The organism is Microcoleus sp. S13_B4, from assembly GCF_036700885.1.
In the GTDB taxonomy this organism is placed as follows: Bacteria; Cyanobacteriota; Cyanobacteriia; order Cyanobacteriales; family Microcoleaceae; genus Microcoleus.
Map to the genome: position 1 here is coordinate 1 of NZ_JAUBPU010000072.1, position 18035 is coordinate 18035.

An 18035-nucleotide genomic window follows, 5' to 3' on the forward strand; every position below is an offset into this window, starting at 1 on the left:
TGCTCCTTCTATCAATGGCTAAGTTTTAGTCTTTGATTGACAAAAAGCGCTCCTAGTAATAGGGGCGCTTTTTGTTTAAAGTATCGCTCCATTATGAGGTCAAGAGGTAAGTTGCTACCAATCTATCAATTGATGGGTGCATCTTCACCCAAACCATAAGATATCTTCTGAATAATATTTGGGTCACTCTCCCACTTGGATTCTATATCTTCAATATTAATTGCTTTGCAAAGCTGAAAGATTTGATGCTCTTGAAATGTGGGTCTGCCTAACTGTTTTTCAAAACTCCTTTTCCTTGCTTTAGGAATAACCGTATAGCAATGAAAATCAGGAGCATTATATCCAAACAACCCACGTTTTGAACAAAGTGAAAGGTCTGCCATTCGCAGCAAGCCTGAGTAAATACTCGTAGTGCATACCACCTCCAAAGCTGCTTCAATTTGCTGAAATTCTTTTCGGAACCAAATAACATCTATCAGTTGAATAATTTTCTCAGTTTTTTGAGGAAAATCTTGAGGCACTATTAAATGAAAGGTCTTTGAGCTAAGTTTTCCTAGTTCTTGATTTTTATATTTATTTCGATGGTCATTTCTAGCAACCCATACTGTAAAACCCAAACTTTTTCCCAGCTCAGCTAATATGCCCTGTATTTTTGTGTGCTTAGAAATATTAGCATCTGTAAAATTAAACTCTAGCTGAGTCCAACTGGTGTTTGTTGCTCTCGGTTCAGAGATGGCTAATTTCAGATTTACATTGGTGAGGTAAGCTTCTGTAAAATTCGCCTGTTTTATATATGCTCTTTCAAGATTTGCATCTGTGAGATCCGCTGCTATGAGTTTTGCCCCTTGGAGATTCGCGGATTCAAGATTGGCCTCTGTTAAATCAGCACCGCTTAAATCAGCACTACTCAAATCAGCACTACTCAAATCAGCACCGCTTAAATTAGCACCGCTTAAATTAGCACTACTCAAATCAGCGCCAGATAAATCAGTGTCCGACAAATCAGCACGACATAAGTTAGCACCGCTTAAATTAGCGCCACACAACCTAGCACCACTCCAATAAGTGAGAGACAAATAAGCGCCCGACAAATCAGTATTCGACAAATTAGCATCGCATAAATTAGCACCTCTCAAGTAAGCACCAGACATATCAGTGTCCCCCAAATCAGCACCGTTTAAATTAGCACCACTCAAATCGGTGTGCCACAAATTAGCACAAGTTAAATTAGCACAAGTTAAATTAGCACCACTCAAATCGGTATTGCTTAAATTAGCACCGCTTAAATTAGTACGACTCAAATTAGCACCACTCAAATCGGTATCGCTTAAGTAAATACCAGAGAAATCCCTTTTGCCTGTTTGGTAATGATTTAAAAGTTCCTGAGTATCCATATCGTGAGCCTCTACAACCCAATCAAAAATTATCAATATTACCTTAACGTCGGCAGACTTCCAGCAGCGATCGCACTAAATTCTTACAGTTTAGCAGTTGTACGATGCGTCAGAGAAAATAAATCTCCAATTTGAGAACAGGACTTGCCCTGCGGCAGTGTTATCGAACCTTTAGCTAACGAGGCCGAGCTTCAATAGCAAAATTAGCCATTTTAACCAGTTTAATCACAAGCTTAGATGTAGGGTGCGTCAAATTGAGATTGATTTTAGATGAAAGAATAATTTTACTTATGACACACCCTACATCTTACAAATGCGATGACCCTACCTCCTCACTGGCTGAAATCCCTGCACAAAACTCACCCAGCGTGGTACTTTATCACCTGTAATATCTAGGATGGGAATGTTGAAACTTCTGACAGCGGGGCGACCGACTTCACCAGCCGAAAAAGTCACATTCGTAGGTTCCGACTTACCTAAACCATAGGCACTAGCTATTTGATTAGCAAGTCGGCAGGTTATTTCAAAACTTCCCATATTAATCCTGCCACCTCCAGCCGCGTAATTCCAAGTAATACCGGGTGTTAAATTCTCTTGTTGACACATAAAGTGGGTGACTTCAAACATTTTGGCAATGTGAACGTCATATCGCCTTAAGCGTCCTCCATACGCCGGTGCTGTCGTATCGCTTTCTGGTACTACAATCGATCCAAATCCTTCGTCAAAACCAAGCTCCATCGGGAGTGCTGTGGAACTTGCTAGCGGTTGACTCGTTTGGGGTTGTACGCGAGTCGGTGACATCTGTACTGGTTTGACAAATTGACTATTAGCGCGAACGAAACAACCTTGCGCTGCACCAGCAGCGTAGCTTTTTCCTACAAAAAGCCAAGGTAAACCCCTGGTATCGTTGAAAGTACCAGCAGCATTACTAGGAAAGCTTTCAAAACGCTGTCCCTGTTTTAAGACACCAACTAAAGACCAATTAAAAAACTCAAATGGAGTGCGGTTGTCAGCACGCATAAGTTCTTCAAAAGAAGAATTTGTCATGCGACAATTTAACCCATTTGGGTCGGGATCTACTACTTCCCAATAAGTATGATAAGCTCTTCCCATATAATCCCCTTGATTATTAGGACTAGGGAGAGGTGCAGTAGAACCCAGTGTAGCTGTTCCTAACGCCAGAAGAGTGGAAAGAGTAATGATTTTTAATTTTTTTAACATGAGTATCACTTTTCAAACACTACATCTATTGGCAATCAAATAGCGATCGCACTTCTTCAACAATCTCGACCCCCCTCATGGGATGAAAAGCCGATTCACACCCATATAGCGATCCTAAATGATTTTCTATGTACAAGTATATTGATGAATTTTGAGAAAATCAAATTTATGTTTTTTAGTGAAGAACTCAAACAAAAAATTGATAATCTTAAAAAACATACATAAATACCAATACTTTCTTAAAAAGTTTTTAGGTTGTAACCAAATATCTTCAACGGGATTCTGTTGGGGAGCATTGGGAGCAAATAAAATACAAGTAATGGACCAATTCTCAGGTTCTTTGTCAATCTTTACTGTGGTACTGACAGGTGTACCGTAAACAAGAAGTTTTGACATGATTTATCGCTCCTGAATCAAAAAATTAGCCGCACCCAGAATACTTTACTCACCCCAATTCCTAACGATTGACGGTACTCATATCGGGGTAGCGATCGCCCACTGCAATGCCTAATGGCAGCGCTTTGGCAATTTGGTCTAGTTCTGCTGGAGTCAGCGTTACAGCAGCCGCCGCAATGTTTTCTTCTAAATAGGTGCGGCGTTTGGTGCCTGGAATTGGCACAATGTCCTCGCCTTGGGCTAATACCCATGCCAGCGCCAACTGTCCAGCTTTGATACCCTTAACGGCTGCCATCTGCTCTATCTGCTCGACTAATTCCAGATTTTGCTGGAGATTATCGCCTTGAAAGCGAGGATATCGCGCGGCCCGATAGTCTCCCTCAGATAATGTGTCGAGGCTCTTGATTTTGCCTGTGAGAAACCCACGGCCCAGAGGGCTATAAGGCACAAACCCAATCCCTAGCTCTCGGCAGGTAGGCAAAATCTCCGCTTCTGGCTCCCGGCTCCAGAGCGAATATTCAGTCTGGAGTGCTGAAATAGGATGCACTGCCATTGCACGGCGGATCGTGGCGCTCGCCGCTTCGGAAAGACCAAGGTAGCGAACTTTCCCAGCTTGGACGAGCTGCGCCATTGCACCTACAGTTTCTTCGATCGGAGTGTTTGGATCGACTCGGTGCTGATAGTAAAGATCGATCGCATCTACGCCCAAACGCTTGAGACTGGCATCACAGCAAGAGCGGACATATTCGGGTTTGCCATTCACGCCCTTAAAGCTGCCGTCGCTACCGCGTACATTGCCAAACTTCGTGGCAATAATGACTCGATCGCGATGCCCTTTAATTGCTTTGCCGACTAACTCCTCATTGTGACCGACACCGTACATATCAGCCGTGTCGAGCAAAGTCACGCCTAGTTCTAAGGCGCGATGGATGGTGGCGATCGATTCAGACTCATCGGCTATGCCGTAGAATTCGGACATACCCATACAGCCGAGTCCTAGTTCCGAGACGACTAATCCTTGATTACCGAGTTTTCGCTGTTTCACGATGTTTTCCTATCACTCTAAAGTTCTTGCTTTGTGGGACGGATGATGATTTCATTTACATCAACATCACCGGGCTGCTCAATAGCGTAGGCGATCGCGCGGGCAATGGCATCTGCATCAATGGCGATCGCATAAAATTCATTCATTCTCGCTGCTGTATCTTTATCGCTAATCGTGGTCGTCAACTCAGTGGCAACGGCTCCTGGTGAGATATTAGTCGAACGGATTTCACCGTTTGATTCTAGCCGCAACCCTTCAGAGATCGCTCGTACTGCGTACTTAGTAGCACAGTAGACCGCTGACCCCGAAAACACCTTATGTCCGGCTACAGACGATAGGTTAATGACATGACCAGACTTTTGCTGACGCATAGTTGGCAACACGGCAGCAATCCCATAGAGAACGCCCTTAATGTTGACATCGATCATCTGATCCCACTCTTTCACCTTTACTTGATCGAGGGGAGAGAGCGGCATCAACCCGGCATTATTGATGAGTACATCTATCCGGCCGTATGTACTCAAAGTTTTCTGCGCCAAGGCTTCCACCTGTGCACAATCTGCCACATCCGTCACTTGGTAGGTTGCAGTTCCCCCTGATTGGGCGATCGCGGCAACCAATTCTTTTAGCCGATCTTCGCGGCGGGCAGCTAACATTAGTTTGGCTCCACTAGCAGCAAGTCGCTTTGCAGTCGCCTCACCTAATCCACTGCTAGCTCCGGTGATGATTACTACTTTGTTTTGAGTTTCAGACATATTGACTTCTGTGGGTTATTGAGTGTGGGGCATGAAACATTGGGTGCTGAAATAAACTCAACTCAGCATTATTAGGACTAAGGCAAAAAAAAACCGGTTTCTCCCAAAAATCATGGATGCTCTTTGAAATATTGACGCAGAAACCGGCTTTTTAGCCCCGCGTGCCTAAGTCCTGATTATTCAACCAGCTCAACTAGCTTGTAGCTCGATCAATGTTTGTGTCCCAGCAGCCTCACTAATCTGAACCGCTATCATCAAACCGTTTGAGTTTTGTCCCGTTAAAACTTCAGTGGGTGAATCGATCGTGTGGGCGTAAGTCACCTCATCTTTACCCACTTCAATTACCAAATCATCTCCCTTGCCTGGGCGATCGTAAACCATCGCATGAAGAGGTGCGTTCTTAATTAGTTCTGCATCACCGACTTCTGAACCGATGATTTCGATCGAAATATGCCGTCCGCGATTGCCATCGGTAAACTGATCGAAAAATTCACCCCATCGCTCGCGCGGCACAGATTTGTTGATTTCAATCTTATTGGTCATTTCCATTTTATTTACCATGATGATTGTGTGCAAAAAAGTAGTAAAAAAAAGCCGATCCCTGCAGGGCTGTTTCATTCTCAAGAAAACGATGATTTTGTAGGTAGTGCCCCCGTGGCTACCCTCCTCCTCCACGATTGTGTAGGTGTTTCAGGGATTGGGGCCGCCCCCCGTGGCTGCCCCAACAAGAGAATGAAACAGCCCTGCTTAAGAAGGGGGGGACAAGAACTTGCTCAAAGTCCCCCAACAATCAGGGGGATGCAAGGGGGATGGAGACTTGGCGTAAAAGCGAGAGTTCTCAGGGGTTTCAGGCTGGTTGTTGACACCTGTGGGCACGGTGCCGTCTCCTGATGGTTAGACACCGCACACGCCTACTTTCAAACTGGCTTCTTCACAAGAACCTCAATCTTTTTGCCCGAATTGTAAACAATTTTCTTTCGTATTTCATCAGCGATTAGTATCAATGGTGGACAGAAGATTAGCAGCGACCATTGCCAGGGAGATAGGGGTGCGGTCGCAAAGACTTTTTGTAAAGGTGGGAAATAGATAATAGATAGAATCAGTGCCCACTCAACCGCAATTCCTAACCAGATCAAACGGTTGCTAAAAAAGCCCAAGCGAAAAATTGAGGTGCGCTCACTGCGACAGGCGAAAACGTTTCCAACCTGACAAGCCACGATCGCCGCCAGCGTCACAGTTGTTGCTTGATGATAAATTGCCATCTCAGTAGCAGTCCCCGATCGGGCAAGAATCGCCGAAGTCATCGCCTGCAACTCGGTAATCCCGTAACCATTTGACCGCCAAACCAGCAGGAAACCTATCATTCCTACCACACCTTCGAGCAACCCTAGAAACAAAAAGGCACGCAGCATTAAAGACTTATCCAGTAACGGTTTCGACTTTTTGCGTGGCGGTTGAAGCAAGATGCCTGCCTCCGGTTCTTCTGCGCCCAACGCTAGGGCGGGAACCATATCTGTGCCTAGATCGATCGCCAGAATTTGCAGAATGACTAAAGCCGGCGGAATCTTAAAAAACACCATCGCCAGAAAAGGGAGCAATTCTGGTATGTTCGAGGACAGAATGTAAGTGATGAACTTGCGAATATTCTGATATACAGCTCGTCCTTCCTCGATCGCACTAATAATAGTCGCGAAATTATCATCAATCAGCACAATATCAGCGGCTTCCCGCGCCACATCCGTGCCGCTGAGCCCCATCGCAATGCCGATATTGGCGGCTCTCAAGGCTGGAGCATCATTCACCCCATCACCCGTCACCGCTACGGTATGACCCATCCTGATGTAAGCCTGAACCAGCCTTAACTTCTGTTCCGGCTGTACGCGAGCAAAGATTAACCCGGATTTTTGCTGCAATATTTGACACAACTGGGCATCCGAAAGATGTCCCATTTCTTCGCCCGTAACTACCCTAGCTTTACCATCTACTAAGCCAATTTGCTGGGCAATCGCTTCTGCGGTGAGTCCATAATCTCCTGTTACCATCGTCACCTGGATACCTGCTTGATGGCATTGGGCGATCGCGTCCGCAACTTCTGCTCTCGGCGGGTCAATCATTGCCACCAACCCAACAAAGATCAGATTTTGCTCCAATTCCTGGGCGTCTTGCGGTTGATCCTCTTTCTGCCGCGTGGCAAGTCCCAGAACTCGATAACCTCGACTTGCAAATCCATCATTAACAGCAGTCACCTCTGCCCGTTCTGCTGCTGATAATTCTTCTATGTGTCCATCTTTCAAAATCTGTTTACAGTGTTGCAGCACGTCCAATGGCGATCCCTTTGTAAAAATCAGATAGGGAGCCGTTAGCGGTTTGAGATTGTCCGATTGCCCTTCTAACTCAAACCCTAAACCTGAATTATCCGAACTTCTTTGCAGCACGACACTCATCATCCGTCTGCGCGAATCAAAAGGAACTTCCTGCGTTCTCTTAAGCTGACGCTGTAGTTCTTCAAAGTTCAGTTTCTTTTTTAGGGCAGCCACCAGCAGAGCCGCTTCAGTGGGATCGCCAATCTCCTGCCATTGACTGGAACCTGCAGGATGGTTCAAGCGGGCATTGGAACAGAGCGCCGAACCCGCCAACAGCAGCTTTACCTGTGATTCCATTCGCCCAGCAGGAACTTGTACCTCTCCTCCCGTCGGGTCGTACCCTATTCCAGTTACTGTAATCTCAGATGTCGGAATCCAGAGTCGGCAAACCGTCATCTCATTCTTGGTCAGCGTCCCTGTTTTGTCTGTACAGATGACCGTTGTGGCACTCAATGTCTCCACTGCCGAGAGCCGACGCACCAGAGCATTACGCTTTGCCATGCGCTTGACACCCATAGCCAGAGCCAGAGTCACCGTTGGCAGCAGTCCTTCTGGGATAAATGCCACAATAATCCCGATCGCAAAAATGAAGCTTTCCTTGAGTTCCATGCCCACCAACAGGTTAGTCAGCAGAAACACCACAACACCCAGCCCAAGGGCGATCGTGGTGATGACGTGCACCACGCTGTTGATTTGAACTTCCAGGGTGCTAGGTTCTCGCTTCACAGTTGTAGTGAGATGGGCAACCTGACCAAACTCGGTCTGAGTTCCTGTAGCGTACACCACAGCTAATCCACGCCCTGCCGAAACGGTAGAACCCGCAAAAACCAGATTGCTTGATTCGGAGGCACGCATCTTTTCAGTGGCTACAGGTTCCGCCGATCGGGCAACCGGCAGCGATTCTCCAGTCAGCACCGAGACATCGACATAACAAGACTGAGCCGAAACCAATCTGGCATCAGCAGAGATGCGATCGCCCTCTTCCAATTGCATGACATCTCCCGGAACCATCTCCCTGACGGGAATCTCACCTAGCTTGCCACCTCGATAGACTTTAGCGCGGGCGGGCAACATTTTATTGAGTGCTGTTAACGCTTGTTCTGCCTGGAATTCTTGCCAAAAACTGAAACCGGCATTAATCCAGATTACAGCCCAGACTGCCCAGCCGAGTTCTGGTGTACCGGACACAAAAGCCAGCGCACCTGCAACCCAGAGCAAGAGTGCCATGAAATGCGTCAACTGATCCGTGAAGCGGAGTAATAGCGATCTTCTGGCTGGTTCGGGCAGTTCATTAAACCCGTAATGCTTGATTCTAATTGCTGTTTCTGCCTCTGACAGTCCCTTTTCTGAAGTTGACAGGGTTTCGTAGACTTGCTGGGTCGATAGTGTCCAAACAGGTGCATGAGATGCCATACAGGATCAACAAGTTGCCTCATAAGTTTGCTGCACGGTTGACGAGAGCGCTCCTATAGGTTCTTACTGCTGATTCCATCAGTCGTGCGTCCGCTCATTTCACTCGCGTCGATGCGGTAGATTGCAATTACCTCTGAACGTCCCTGAGAATCAGTCCAGGTTCGATTGATCGCAGGTGAGAGCATGGGATTGCGCTCTTTAACGAGGTGCATTACCCGATCGATATCTTCCTGTTCAGTGAGGCGCGAGGCTCGACCATTGACGATCGCGCTGCGCCAATGAAGCGGCTCGCGTATTTCTTCAACCTGCAAACAAATTTCTGGATTTGCATCAAGATCGTGAGTCTTCATGCCGATCGTTGTAAACAGGTAAATGTCCTCTTCTTCGAGATAATAATTCATTGGTATCACGTAGGGCTTGCCTTCGTGTATGCAGCCCAGATGACCGTATCCTACTTTGTGTAGGAGTTCGTGTATTTCTTTTTGCCCCATTTCATCAATATCTAACATTAGTATTTTCCTAAAGGTTTAGTTAATTAGTAGTATTCAAGAGAAATAGTCCAAGCTTTACATCTGTCATTAGATAGAGTAGATCGCCTCACAAATCTTCTGCCCGCTTAATTGATGCTTTTTTACCGACAGCTACGCTCGCTACAACTAAACAGGCGGTGCCAAGGGCGATCGGCTCCAGAGTTTCACCAAGCAAAATTGCCGAGGCCAAGAGCGTCAAAAATGGTTGCAACAACTGAATTTGACCTACCCGGGCTACTCCACCAATTGCCATACCATGATACCAGGCAAAAAATGCGATAAATTGACTAAAAATACTCACATAAGCAAAACCGAACCAAGCTATCGGTGAAGCTATCAACCCTTGTTTTAAGACAACTAATATTGTTGGCAAAACCTCGAAAGGAGCTACAATAACCAAAGCCCAACAGATAACTTGCCACCCGCCTAAAACCTTAGCTAATCGCCCACCTTCAGCATAGCCAAAAGCAGCAGCAATTACGGCTCCAAACAAAGCTAAATCTGCCGACTGAAGCTGTCCAGCGCCACTAATAATTCCAAAAACAACAACGGTTGTACTACCGACAATGCTAGCAATCCAAAAGCTGAAATCAGGGCGATCGCCAGCTCGCAAAAACCCTGCTATCGCTGTTGCTAAAGGCAACAATCCTAACACCACAGCACCGTGGGCGGCAGGTACTTGCTGCATTGCCCAAGCCGATAGTACCGGAAATCCCAAAACAACTCCCAATCCGACAACTAATAAACTCCAAAGTTGCTGTTTTAAGGGAATGGGTTGATGCGTTATCCGCAGAGTAAAGGCTGCTAGTATAGCTGCTACTAATCCGCGTCCTAAACCTACAAAAAGCGGGTCTAAATCTATCACAGCGGCTCTGGTTGCCGGTAATGTCAAGCTAAATCCAACTACGCCCAAAAAACCGTATATTAAGCCCAGAGTTTCCGAATTTAAGTGAAGATTTTTCCAGTATGATGTCATTTAGGCTCCAATATTGATGAATGGTGCTCGGGTTGCACCTTACCCATTTTATTCGTGAACGTAGCAATTCTGCTTTTACCAGCAAATGCTACACTAATAACTTGTGAACTTCTGTTTCTTTTTTTACTCTGCGCGCTTTGTGTTCTCTGCGGTATATAAAAAAATACTCATGTTGAAACTTTACGAATATTCTCGCTCGGGTAATTGTTACAAAATTCGCTTACTTTTAACTCAGCTTAATATTCCCTTCACGAAGATCGAGATAGACATTCTCAAAGGAGAAAGTCGAACTACTGAGTTTTTGCTAAAAAATCCTAACGGGCGTATTCCTGTTTTAGAAATAGAACCGGGTGAATTTCTATTTGAATCAAATGCAATTATGTTTTATTTGAGCGAAGGAACAGAGTTTTTCCCGTGTGATAAATTTGAACGCGCCCAAGTCATGCAGTGGTTATTCTTTGAACAATACAGCCATGAACCTTTTATTGCGACTTCTCGCTTTTGGTACATGACAGGTAAAGTTGAGGAATATCAAGAAGCACTTCAACAAAAACAAGCACCGGGTTATGCTGCTTTGGGGGTGATGGAACAGCATTTAGCAAACCATGCTTTTTTTGTAGGCGATCGCTATACAATTGCTGACATCGGTTTATTTGCTTACACGCACGTTGCTGGTGAGGGCGGATTTGATTTGACCGGGTTTCCCGCCATTCAAACTTGGATAAATCGAGTAGAAAATCAACCTCGATCTATCAGCATTACACACTTAAATTAAATTTAAATGAGGCTAAAAATACTATACGTCTAGAACATTACCGTTACATTTCTCAGTTGTCCAAAGTCATAACTGCTGCGCCTTGACGACAAAAATTTTACGCGGCTGTAAAACACTGGTTAAGCGTATTGCTGGGTGGAAAGAAAACGTTATCGACGTTGAGTTACTTTGGCAGCTCTTCCTCTGTTTCGGCGGCAATGGTTCGTTTCGTGGCAAAGCCCTTGAGAATGATCTCTCGAATCAGCGATACTTCGCCATCCAGGCTTTTGGCGTGATCTTCGTATTTTGCTGCCGCACTTTGTAAATTGTAATTTTTCATCCGCTCAGACATTTGACGCGAGAACGTGACCTTTTCCTCCATTGCCCTCACAGCCGACCACAAAGCATTTTCAATATTCTGAGTTTGCTCTGATAGAAACACATCAGCCGTAAAGGAGTGCCCGATGTGACAGCGAAACCGCAGCGGCTCTGATTTGCCAATTTGCCAGATGCTGCCGTTGCATTCAGGGCAGGTGTAAGTTGTCCGAGTTCCGATCGCTTCTACATTCTTTAAAAACTCCTGGGTATTCATTTGCTGTTCAGCAATCTTAGATTCAATTTCGATCTCTTCGCTCACGGGGTATGCCTCCTCTTCGGCGACGGGTTGATTCGACAAACGCACTAGCAGGTGTGGGATTTCTGCGAGTGGCAGGCAGTGATCGACCTTCACATATCGCAAGGCACTCGTTGCCATGCTGGGGTATTCTGCTTCTTTTGGATCTTGGACGATCGCCACTCCGCCCTGTTTCTTGACCGCCTGCAATCCCACCGTGCCATCATCCAGATAGCCAGTCAGTACCACACCCACCACCCTTGAACCATAAGCACGAGCGGCTGAACGAAATAACGCATCGATCGCGGGTCGAAATCTATTTTCTTGAGGCCCACGCACCACGCGCATTGAGCCTTGATTGACCAACAGGTGATAATCGGGCGGCGCGACGTAGATTCGCCCTTTTTGAATTGGCTCTCCGTCGGACGGGTGAGATGCCGGGAGAGAGCCTACATCTGCCAGAATTTTGGGAAGAATGCTGGGCTTATCGGCTGCGAGGTGCTGAACAATAAAGATGGCAGCATCTATGTCAGTAGGCAGAGTACCCACGATCGCGCCCAGTGCTTTGAGTCCCCCTGCCGAAGTTCCAATAACGATAATGTCGTGTCCAGGCATAAATTCCTTTTTTTTAGTGACTGAAAGCAGCCTAATGTTATCTAGGTTTTTTGAATTTTTTAGCACAACGAAAGCTGATGTTTAGCAGCAGTGACAAAAGGGTCGTCCATGCTAAAACCTGCATTCGACAGTGCTTTTAGTTCTAAATATTTTTGCTTATAGGCATAACTCTCTAATCTAAGTTAGAGTACGAACTACTATAGATAGACTCTGGCAATTTTACTGGAATGCGCCGCAGCCCACCTTACCCTATACATAACATAAAAAACGATTTATTGCGTCAGTCCTATTTATGAATTGTTAAGGGGTACATTTTGCCCAATCTCACTCGATCGCCTCGCAGCGTCTGCCACTTTCAAAGCGTACAAACTACTGGCATTATTAACGTACAAAGGCGTACTGTTTGACAAATATTCCAACACCATATCGGTGTCTTTGGCAAACAAACCGCGCCGCGTCCCTACTTTGATGTTGGGCCGATTTTCTCCCTGAATTAATTGACCGGATTCAGGAGTAAAAACCAGCGTTCCTGCTTCTCCGTAGATGGTAAAAATGTTTTCCGACTGCCAAAAAGTCTCTCCTTTTCCATAAACAGCTTCAGCCACAATGCTATTGGCAAAGCGCAACTGTGCATTGCACAAACAAGCTTTGTAGAAATCCGGCTGAGTGTCCCAAAATTGAGCTTGACAGTTAACGCTTGTTACTTCTCCGAATAAATCGGTAAATCGGTGCAGTCGCGAAATTGCACCAACTAACGGAAAGCCAAAGAGGGAATGTTGATAAGTCCACCGCTGCAGGGCTGGATGTTGAGGAGTAATAGTAATGTAGCGGGCGTAAAAAACTTTACCGATTAAGGGCAAAGATTCTTTGATTGCTTGGTGCAAACCGCCTAATAGTTCGATGTGTTCGATGTGAAGGAGTTTTTGCTTTTGGGCGGCAAGTTCGATCGCCCTTTCTGCTTCAGATACGTCTAAAGATAGAGGATATTCCACCACAACGTGCTTGTCATTTTCTAGCGCCGCCAGGACGATCGCCCCGTGATCCCGATTCACCGTACAGACAATAACCAAATCTAAATCGTCTCTTTCTACCAGCTTGCGCCAAGAAACCGCAGCTTCTGCCCCGAACCCTTGACAAAATGCTGCGGTTTTTTCCGGGGTGTGGCCAGCAACCGCTACCAAGTGCGATCGCCCATCAGCTTGAATTGTCTCGGCCCTCAACTTAGCGGCAAAACCAGTACCCACAATTCCCACGCGAATTGGAGAATTAACCGAAAAACCAAAGCGAGTATCAATATTAGTCATGGGATTTGAGATTTAAGATTTTAGATAGTTACAGACTTGCGCTGCTGGGGTTTAGGGTTCTATCGCCCAGATTTTAAGCTGTGGTTGTGGTGCGATTTATTCGATCGAGCCTTCAACACCCAAGTTTTGATGCGATCTCACTATACATTTCACCGCCTGCTGGGACTTACCTTGTAGCCAGCCTTGCTGAAGGTCGATCGATACACCGCATACCCACAACCCGGTTTTTGTGCTGTAGGGCTCAAAACAGGATTTTTCCTAGAAACCGGATTATTTAGCGCAAGTCTTGCGGCAACAGTATCACAAGGCTGAACCCAACATAGGTATAAGTAATCAAGATGAAATTAGAAAAAGTTATAACTAATCCCATTCAAATGTTCTGTAAATAAGTGTGTCAACCTCCCTTCTATCCCCTACTATCATAGAGGGAACAAACCTAAGACCTAACCTCAAAGCTAATAGAGCCTTGAAGGTTGCATTAGGAAAAATTATAGATCTTGTTGAATTTTTGAGAGGATTAGTGCATGGCGACTTACAAAGTTACCCTCATCAGCGAAGCCGAAGGAATTAACCAGACCATTGACGTTGATGACGATACTTACATTCTTGATGCTGCAGAAGAAGCAGGACTCGACCTCCCCTACTCTTGCCGCGCTGGTGCTTGCTCCACCTGCGCCGGCAAAATCACCAAAGGCGAAATTGACCAATCCGACCAATCTTTCTTGGACGATGACCAAATCGAGGCCGGATTTGTCCTCACCTGCGTCGCCTATCCCAAGTCTGACTGTACGATCGAAACTCACCAAGAAGAACAACTGTACTAAGAAAGGACGCTCTGCGTGATACCCTAAGAAACCCGGTTTCTCGTTTCCAAAATTAAGCTGAAATAGCGCAATTATGTTAAGAAACCGGGTTTCTGTGTCTAACATTGCAACAAAGCCGCCAGCAGTCTGTCACTCCCAGCTAGGAATGCCTAGCTGTTTGGGCAGATAGCTGACCAAATAATTTTAGATTTTAGATGGCAGATTTTAGATTAACTGTGAAACCAATCTAGAATCCAAAGTCTAAAATCTAAAAGTTTTAGGACTAATATTTAGTCTCAAGCGAGAGGGACGAAAGTTTGTTGAGGGGCGAGGGAAATCGCCGACTAGGAAGCCGAGTCTGATAAACTATTCGCGCCAAAATGTAATCGCATCGCTGAGAGGGACAACTTGAGCGCCGGGAAAATAAAAGCCCAGAATTCGAGATCCATCCCAGCCCAAATTAGCTAAATTGTAAGAACCAGTCTGACTCATTCCCACCCCGTGTCCGAAACCCCCTCCGACAAAAGCATAACCGTTGAGAGTTTTGTCGGGATTGTAAATTGGTTCTAGGTAAAAAAGCGTGCTAATCGGCGGGTAAAAAGCATTGCGAATCTCGTCTTTGTCGATATCGATGGGGCCCAAGTCAGTTTGAACCTTCATTTTCAAAACTCGACCTGCGGCTGACCTTTGCGTCACTTCCACCTGAGTGACCGTTTTAAAATTAGCCAGCGGGTGCTGTTTTTTCTGAAGATACTGTTTGAGAAATCCACCAATCGCCGTCAAAGAAGCTGGTTCGCGCCACCGAAAGGTTTGTTCTTTTTCCTCATTAAACCCTGTTTTCAGAGTCATAAAGCGGCGGAAATTGTTTTCGTCAGACAAACTCTGCTTTGACAAATCCCAGATATTATTAGGGGAATCTACGATCGATCGCAAATATGGACGTTCCGCGCCCTGCCACACATCGTTAAAAGAGGCTGTCACGCCGCCGCTAGACGCGGAATAGAGCGCGTCAACCAACTGATTTTCGTAAGTTAGCACCAAACCGCTCGTTTGGGCGATCGCCTTATCACTTTGCGGGTAAACCTCGGTCAAACCTTGATAAACTTGGCAGTTAACATCAGCGCACAACTCATAATTATCCACAGCAAATCGGCGCAAATTTCTCAGGGCGTAGGTTCTCGCTAAAATAGTTTGAGCGACAATCGCAGCGTAAGGCGAAAAAGCCCCTATTTCGTGAGGAACAACACCCCGCAAATAAGTTTCCGTCAGCACTTCATTCACCAAAGTATAAGTGCCGTAAGAATTTTTTTGCAGGTGCAAACTGCCACCATAACGGCGAGTTTGTTGAATAGCTTTTTCTGGTTCAGTAGCTGTCGCCTCGTGAGTAGTTTGTTCCAATACCTCAATCACATTTTTCCCCGCCGTCACATCCAACTCATTGCGGTTGAAACGAAAGCCGTTTAAAACCCAAAATGCCTGGGGTATTTGTTTAAAAACTTTGGAATCCAAAAAAGCTGTTGTGTTCCCTTGAGCTTGCAAACTTTGCAACAGCCAGCGCCGCACCAAAGGAGAGTTATAAACATCTCTTTTCGCCCAAACTTGCCAGCGCAAAGGTTGAGCAATTTCTACTTCTATTCCCTGGGCGCGCCACTGATTGGCGCTGTCTTCGGCACTCTCGAAACTGCGGTGAGAACTTAGTACCACTCGTTCTTCTACTGCCGGCGTTTCCAGCGGTTTCGGGGCTATTTCTAACTTGACGCTAGCAGCAGTTTTGGTTTCTATGCCTTGGGGAGTTTTGTAACGCAAAGTTAAGCTGTCGCCCGGTAATGCTTTCAGCGTTAGTTTGTCGGTTGCTTTGGTGCCAAACCGCTGCACCACGCCGATTTTAATGGGTCTATTTTGGGGAGTTTGGGCGTATCCCGCAGCGCTGAAAAGAGGCAACAGGCACAATGCGGTGAAAACAGTGCTAGAAATGCAGCTAAACCATTTGTAATTGGGAGTGGGAGGTGCTTGAGCGAACACGGTTATCTGTCTCGCGATAGTTGAAATTGGGGGATTTTTGATTGTACGTTAGCACATTTGGCCGCTGCTATACGGGAGTTGCCGAAGATAAGCTGGTTTAATTGCCAGAATTCTGTTAAGTCAGGACTTACGCCAGACCAAAGAAACCGGGTTTTTTACGCCCGTATGCGCGCTGCAACTGGTCTTTTCGTAAAAAACCCGGTTTCTGGGCCCCCTGCGGTCAATCTGTCATTGCGGGTGAAATGCAGCAATCGCAAAAGTTGCGATCGCTTTACATTCTTTTACACGGTCAGGTTTATTTGCACCTACCGACTGATTGGCTAATCATTTTTTCTGAGCACTAATCTCATCGCAGAGGTGTTTATCGCTTTCATCAGCATTATTCTGCAAATAGTCGTGCAGCCAATCGCAGCCTTGCACCAGCATTTCATCTAAACTTTTAATTCGCCACAACCGGGCTGTAGTGTCATATGATGCCGTAACGATGTATTTGCCGTCGGGACTAAAACTGACACTCCATACCCCATATTGATGTCCTTTAAATTCTTGTATCAGCTTGCCTGTTAAATCCCACAACCTTGCTGTTTTGTCCGATGATCCCGTAGCGATGTATTTGCCGTCGGGACTAAAACTGACACTCGTTACCCCATCTTGATGTCCTTTAAATACCTGTATCAGCTTGCCTGTTAAATCCCACAACCTTGCTGTTTTGTCCGATGATCCCGTAGCGATGTATTTGCCGTCGGGACTAAAACTGACACTCGTTACCCCATCTTGATGTCCTTTAAATACCTGTATCAGCTTGCCGGTTAAATCCCACAACCTTGCTGTTTTGTCCGATGATCCCGTAGCGATGTATTTGCCGTCGGGACTAAAACTGACACTCGTTACCCCATCTTGATGTCCTTTAAATACCTGTATCAGCTTGCCGGTTAAATCCCACAACCTTGCTGTTTTGTCCGATGATCCCGTAGCGATGTATTTGCCGTCGGGACTAAAACTGACACTTGTTACTGAATTTTGATGTCCTTTAAATTCTTGGATCAACTTACCTGTTAAATCCCATAACCTTACTGTTTTGTCATCTGATGTAGCGATGTATTTGCCGTCGGGACTAAAACTGACACTCGATACCCACTCTTTATGTCCTTTAAATTCTTGGATCAACTTACCTGTTAAATCCCATAACCTTACTGCTTTGTCCCCTGATATAACAACGGTGTATTTGCCGTCGGGACTCAAATTGACACTCGATACCCCATCTTGAGGTCCTATAAATTTTTTTATGTGCTTGCCGATTACATCCCACAACCTTGCTGTTTTGTCAAATGATGCCGTAGCGATGTATTTGCTATCGGGGCTGAAACTGACACTCAATAGCAAATTTTGATCCCCTTTAAATTCTTGGATCAGGTTGCCTATTGAATCCCACAACCTTACTGTTTTGTCCAATGATGCCGTAGCGATGTATTTGCCGTCGGGACTAAAACTGACACTCCATACCCCATCTTGATGTCCTTTAAGTTCTGCTATCAACTTACCTGTTAAATCCCACAATCTTGCTGTATAGTCCCCTGATGCCGTAGCGATGTATTTGCCGTCGGGACTAAAACTGACACTCGATACCAAACCTTGATGTCCTTTAAATTCTTGTATCAGCTTGCCTGTTAAATCCCACAACCGGGCTGTTTTGTCCCTTGATGCCGTAGCGATGTATTTGCCGTCGGGACTAAAACTGACACTCGATACCCCATCTTGATGTCCTTTAAATTCTTGTATCAGCTTGCCTGTTAAATCCCACAACCGGGCTGTTTTGTCCCTTGATGCCGTA

At 45.7% G+C, this 18035-nt stretch carries 14 protein-coding genes; 2 read left to right on the plus strand and 12 right to left on the minus strand.

Translation table 11 applies throughout. The features are described 5' to 3' along the window. Positions 1–125: 125 nt before the first annotated feature. The 8 genes from QT994_RS24265 to QT994_RS24300 form a co-directional block, all read right to left on the minus strand. Positions 126–1394: a pentapeptide repeat-containing protein gene (locus tag QT994_RS24265; RefSeq protein ID WP_333179132.1), complete on the minus strand. Its 1269-nt coding sequence runs from the start codon at positions 1392–1394 to the stop codon at positions 126–128. Positions 1395–1718: 324 nt separating this feature from the next. Beyond that, positions 1719–2615 carry a hypothetical protein gene (locus QT994_RS24270; RefSeq protein WP_333179088.1) on the minus strand — a complete coding sequence of 299 codons (897 nt, stop codon included), beginning with the start codon at positions 2613–2615 and terminating at the stop codon, positions 1719–1721. A gap of 457 nt (positions 2616–3072) precedes the next feature. Further along, complete coding sequence (locus QT994_RS24275; protein WP_333179091.1) at positions 3073–4056, minus strand: aldo/keto reductase; 984 nt, start codon at positions 4054–4056, stop codon at positions 3073–3075. Positions 4057–4073: 17 nt separating this feature from the next. Further along, entirely contained in the window at positions 4074–4811 is a 738-nt protein-coding gene (locus QT994_RS24280; RefSeq protein WP_333048441.1) for an SDR family oxidoreductase, read from the minus strand. A gap of 189 nt (positions 4812–5000) precedes the next feature. Beyond that, positions 5001–5354 (minus strand): DUF5335 family protein, encoded by a 354-nt coding sequence (locus QT994_RS24285; RefSeq protein ID WP_333179094.1) that lies wholly within the window; start codon positions 5352–5354, stop codon positions 5001–5003. A 374-nt stretch (positions 5355–5728) separates the two neighbouring features. Beyond that, the gene (locus QT994_RS24290) at positions 5729–8587 is read right to left on the minus strand and encodes a cation-transporting P-type ATPase (RefSeq protein ID WP_333179098.1); all 2859 of its coding nucleotides are present in this window, start codon (positions 8585–8587) and stop codon (positions 5729–5731) included. Positions 8588–8640: 53 nt separating this feature from the next. After that, positions 8641–9096 (minus strand): pyridoxamine 5'-phosphate oxidase family protein, encoded by a 456-nt coding sequence (locus QT994_RS24295; RefSeq protein WP_333179101.1) that lies wholly within the window; start codon positions 9094–9096, stop codon positions 8641–8643. A gap of 88 nt (positions 9097–9184) precedes the next feature. Beyond that, positions 9185–10093, minus strand: a complete 909-nt coding sequence (locus QT994_RS24300; RefSeq protein WP_333179104.1) for a DMT family transporter — start codon at positions 10091–10093, stop codon at positions 9185–9187. A 169-nt stretch (positions 10094–10262) separates the two neighbouring features. Here QT994_RS24300 and QT994_RS24305 point away from each other — a divergent pair, with 169 nt between their 5' ends. Beyond that, positions 10263–10868: a glutathione S-transferase family protein gene (locus QT994_RS24305; RefSeq protein WP_333179107.1), complete on the plus strand. Its 606-nt coding sequence runs from the start codon at positions 10263–10265 to the stop codon at positions 10866–10868. Between the two features lie 163 nt (positions 10869–11031). Here the strand turns inward: QT994_RS24305 and QT994_RS24310 are convergent, their stop codons facing one another. Continuing rightward, a complete protein-coding gene (locus tag QT994_RS24310; RefSeq protein WP_333179110.1) occupies positions 11032–12075 on the minus strand; it encodes a chemotaxis protein CheB in 1044 nt (347 codons plus the stop codon). A gap of 290 nt (positions 12076–12365) precedes the next feature. Beyond that, the gene (locus tag QT994_RS24315; RefSeq protein ID WP_333179113.1) at positions 12366–13379 is read right to left on the minus strand and encodes a Gfo/Idh/MocA family oxidoreductase; all 1014 of its coding nucleotides are present in this window, start codon (positions 13377–13379) and stop codon (positions 12366–12368) included. 524 nt (positions 13380–13903) lie between these two features. On the opposite strand from QT994_RS24315, the gene QT994_RS24320 reads away from it, so the two are divergent. Then, positions 13904–14203: a ferredoxin gene (locus QT994_RS24320; protein WP_006633390.1), complete on the plus strand. Its 300-nt coding sequence runs from the start codon at positions 13904–13906 to the stop codon at positions 14201–14203. Between the two features lie 345 nt (positions 14204–14548). Here the strand turns inward: QT994_RS24320 and QT994_RS24325 are convergent, their stop codons facing one another. Together QT994_RS24325 and QT994_RS24330 are read right to left on the minus strand one after the other, a co-directional pair. Further along, entirely contained in the window at positions 14549–16204 is a 1656-nt protein-coding gene (locus QT994_RS24325; protein WP_333179115.1) for a SpoIID/LytB domain-containing protein, read from the minus strand. 324 nt (positions 16205–16528) lie between these two features. After that, positions 16529–18035, minus strand: a 1507-nt coding sequence (locus QT994_RS24330) for a WD40 repeat domain-containing protein (protein ID WP_333179118.1), incomplete at its 5' end; no start/stop codon positions are given.

Bases quoted from the DNA above. Each gene is read 5' to 3' on its own strand.
- QT994_RS24265 (WP_333179132.1), bottom strand. From the start codon at position 1,394: ATGGATACTCAGGAACTTTTAAATCATTACCAAACAGGCAAAAGGGAT.
- QT994_RS24270 (WP_333179088.1), bottom strand. From the start codon at position 2,615: ATGTTAAAAAAATTAAAAATCATTACTCTTTCCACTCTTCTGGCGTTA.
- QT994_RS24280 (WP_333048441.1), bottom strand. From the start codon at position 4,811: ATGTCTGAAACTCAAAACAAAGTAGTAATCATCACCGGAGCTAGCAGT.
- QT994_RS24285 (WP_333179094.1), bottom strand. From the start codon at position 5,354: ATGACCAATAAGATTGAAATCAACAAATCTGTGCCGCGCGAGCGATGG.
- QT994_RS24290 (WP_333179098.1), bottom strand. From the start codon at position 8,587: ATGGCATCTCATGCACCTGTTTGGACACTATCGACCCAGCAAGTCTAC.
- QT994_RS24295 (WP_333179101.1), bottom strand. From the start codon at position 9,096: ATGTTAGATATTGATGAAATGGGGCAAAAAGAAATACACGAACTCCTA.
- QT994_RS24300 (WP_333179104.1), bottom strand. From the start codon at position 10,093: ATGACATCATACTGGAAAAATCTTCACTTAAATTCGGAAACTCTGGGC.
- QT994_RS24305 (WP_333179107.1), top strand. From the start codon at position 10,263: ATGTTGAAACTTTACGAATATTCTCGCTCGGGTAATTGTTACAAAATT.
- QT994_RS24310 (WP_333179110.1), bottom strand. From the start codon at position 12,075: ATGCCTGGACACGACATTATCGTTATTGGAACTTCGGCAGGGGGACTC.
- QT994_RS24315 (WP_333179113.1), bottom strand. From the start codon at position 13,379: ATGACTAATATTGATACTCGCTTTGGTTTTTCGGTTAATTCTCCAATT.
- QT994_RS24320 (WP_006633390.1), top strand. From the start codon at position 13,904: ATGGCGACTTACAAAGTTACCCTCATCAGCGAAGCCGAAGGAATTAAC.